The organism is Streptomyces sp., assembly GCF_019510245.1.
Classification (GTDB): domain Bacteria; phylum Actinomycetota; class Actinomycetes; order Streptomycetales; family Streptomycetaceae; genus Streptomyces.
This window is the reverse complement of record NZ_JAEKKT010000442.1, coordinates 1-3083: the sequence shown is the minus strand read 5'-3', so window position 1 is coordinate 3083 and position 3083 is coordinate 1. Positions and strand designations below refer to the sequence as shown.

General features: G+C 73.6%; 3 protein-coding genes. 2 read left to right on the top strand and 1 reads right to left on the bottom strand.

What is annotated here, in order from left to right; genetic code table 11:
- The coding region (locus JF597_RS53665; protein WP_294014332.1) for a YfhO family protein at positions 1 to 1907 on the top strand (1907 nt) is incomplete at its 5' end.
- 58 nt (positions 1908 to 1965) lie between these two features.
- Positions 1966 to 2361, top strand: a complete 396-nt coding sequence (locus JF597_RS53660; protein WP_294014330.1) for a hypothetical protein — start codon at positions 1966 to 1968, stop codon at positions 2359 to 2361.
- A gap of 189 nt (positions 2362 to 2550) precedes the next feature.
- Here JF597_RS53660 and JF597_RS53655 read toward each other — a convergent pair.
- Positions 2551 to 3083, bottom strand: a 533-nt coding sequence (locus tag JF597_RS53655; RefSeq protein ID WP_294014328.1) for a hypothetical protein, incomplete at its 5' end; no start/stop codon positions are given.

Genomic DNA, 3083 nt, shown 5'->3' with positions numbered 1-3083 from the left:
TGCCCCGCCGCCGCAGGCTCACCGCCGCGGGCCGGGCCGCCCTGACCTTCGCGCTCGGCATGGGCCTGGCCGCGCCCCTGGTGACGGTCGTGTACTTCGGCAGCGCGCACGCCTCAGAGGGCCGGTTCACCCGGTTCGCTCCGGTGGGCGCGCAGGACCTGCTGGCCCGGCTGCTGCCGACGACGTACAGCTTCGGCTCCCCGGCCCTCTTCGTCGGCACCACGGCCCTGCTGCTCGCCCTCGCCCTGCCCTTCCACCGTGCGGCACCCCGCCGCGTGCGCGCGGGGTGGACCCTGCTGGTGCTCGTCGTGACCCTGTCCATGCAGTGGGGTCCGACCCATCTGCTCTGGCACGCCTTCGCCGCCCCGCAGGGCAGTTCGTACCGCCAGACCTTCGTGGTGTGTGCCCTGCTGGTGATCGCCGCCTGGCACGCGCTCTCCTACGGCCCCCTCGACCGGCGGGCCCTGGGCGCGGCGGCCGGACTGCTCGCGCTGATCGCGGTCGTCGCGAGCGGCAGTCAGCTGGTCCGTTCCTTCGCCTGGCCGGTGTTCCTGATGGCGGCCCTGGGCGCGCTGCTCGGCCTGATCCTGCTCGGCCGCGAGCGACCCGTGCTGCGCATGGCCCCGGCGGCGCTCGCCGCCGTACTGCTCGTCGGGGCGCAGCTGGGCGAGGCCACCGCCACCGACGCCGTGGCCACCCGGATGCGGTTCGGGCACATGGACGACTACGCCCCCTGGGGTGCCCGGCAGCAGGCCCAGGCCGACGCGATCGCGCAGGCCGACGGCTGGCCCCGCTACCGCACCGACCCGGGCCGGGAGCAGACCGTCGGCAACGACCCGCTGGAGGTCGGCGGACAGGGTGCCCAGTACTACAGCAGCCACACCTCCGCCGTGCTCAGCAGCACGCTCACCGCCCTCGGCGGCGGCTGGACCTCCGGCGGCCGCAGCCTCCAGAGCCTGGACAACGCCGTGACGGACGTCCTCTTCTCCGTCGGCGCCCGGGTGCACTCCCCGCCGGACCCGCATCAGAACTGGTTCCCGCAGGACGGCACCGGGGAGACCGTGACCCGCGAGGACGTCCCGCCCCTGGTGACGGTACGGCCGTCCGCCGCGACCGGTGCCTTCGGGCCGTCGCCGTACCGCAACCAGGAGCTGCTGCTGGGCGCCCGCGTCTACACCCTGCCCCGCATCACCGTCCTCAACGGCGCCGGGAAGCGGCCGGTCCGCAGCGCCGACGAACGGCACGGGGTGCGCATAGGCGCCAGGGCGACGATCACCGCGCGGTGCCGGGCGGGCAGCGAGGTCTACCTCTGGGCGCCGTACTTCGCGGGCACCGCGCGGCTGGCCGGGCCCTCCGCGCACGGCCTGACCGGACGGTTCCGGGCCGACTGGCGGCCCCTCACCAAGATCGCCGCCATGCAGCGCCTCGGCACGGTCCCGGACTCCGGGCGGCTCACGATCGAGCTGACCGCGAACCGGCTGGGCGTCGTGCCGGACCAGGCGGTCGGCTGCCTGGACACCGGCCGCCTGCACACTGTCGTACGACAGCTCAAGGCCACCGGCGCCACCAAGGTGACCGTCTCCGGCTCCGGCGGCACGATCAGGGCCCAGCTCCCGGCGGGCAGCAAGGGCGTCGCCGTCGTGGCCGCGCCCCGGATCGCCGGCTGGCGCTGCGCCGCAGGTGACGCGGCCGCCGTACCCGCGAAGCAGTACCACGGGCTGATCGCCGTGCCGCTCGACGGCACCTCGACGAGTGTGACCTGCAGCTTCCGTCCGCCCGGTCTGCGGCTGGGGACGGCCGTCGGGGGCGGTGCGCTCCTCGCTCTCGCCGGGCTCGGGGTGTTCGCAGCTCTGCGTCGGTCCGACCGAGCGTTTCAGGCGGCGAAACCGGGGCGTTCCCGCCGGTAGGGGTCACGGGACCGTCCGGACCATGGCAGCGGACCAGGCACCGTGAGATCGTCCACAGGTGACCAACGCTGCTGGTGGGCAAAGAACTTCGGGGCGGCCGGACGACCGCGCCGCGTCCGGCCTGCGCTTCGCGACGGAACTTGTCGCGTGGGTGGCCACCCCCTGGGCCCTGGCCGGCCATTCATGGCTGCTCGCCGCCCTGTCCGTGGTGGCCCTGATCGGCCTTCCGACCCTCTTCTCCACTCCGGGGGACAAGGCCAATGTGATCATCGCGGTGCCGGGCCGGATCACGATCCTGCTGGTGCTGCTCCAGCTTGCCGCGGCCGTGGTCTCCTCCTGGCTGGCCTGGTCCGCCTGGGCGGCCGTCTCGGTGACCCTGCTGGCCGCCGCCACCCTCGTCACGGAGCGTCGGCGCTGGCGCCGGCTGATCATCCGCGATCGATCCGCCCGATGAAGCGCTCACCCGCCGCGGGACATGCGGAACCGCCGTTCACTGAGAGGGGATGTTGAACAGCGGTCACCGCCCCGGTTGAGACGGCGTCGTGGGTCTTGCCGGAGGATGCCTCGACGGGCCGTCCCGTCATCTGCTCAATCAGGCTCGGTCGGTGTCGTACTCCGAGAACCGAACGAATTGTCGCGCCCTTCACAGACTGCATCTCCCGGCGGCGAGTGCCGTGATCGCGCACTCCGATGCGTGCCGTGCCGCGAGCGCGGAGGGGAAGGGTCCGCAGCCGTGGGAGGCACGGCCGGCCGGTCCGTTCGTGATCCGCCACTGCCAGGCGGTGCTCGCGGCAGGGGCCGAAGGGTGGTGCCAGACGGGCTGTGCGGCAGAGGGTGCGTTCTCCGCCTGCTGGACGACCACGTCGTGGACCACTCCGCCGATCAGGGCCGAGGCGCGCCCTGCGTCGTCGTGGGTGGTCCAGTGGAGGGGAGTCGGGGTGGACTCCGACACTTCCAGGAGGACGTCGGTGAGGTCGGCCAGAGTCCGGTACAGCGCGGCACGAACCGCGTCGGTGTGCTGACGGCCCCACCGGCACGGGGTCCGTTCGGCGAGTTCGTCCACGATGGCCTGCGCGGCGAGTTCGTCGAGAGGGTCGGGCTGTGCGAGGCGTTCCCGCGCCAGGGTCGCGGTGGCGCCCCATGCGAGGTCGTCGCGGGTCATGCCGGTGTCGCGGG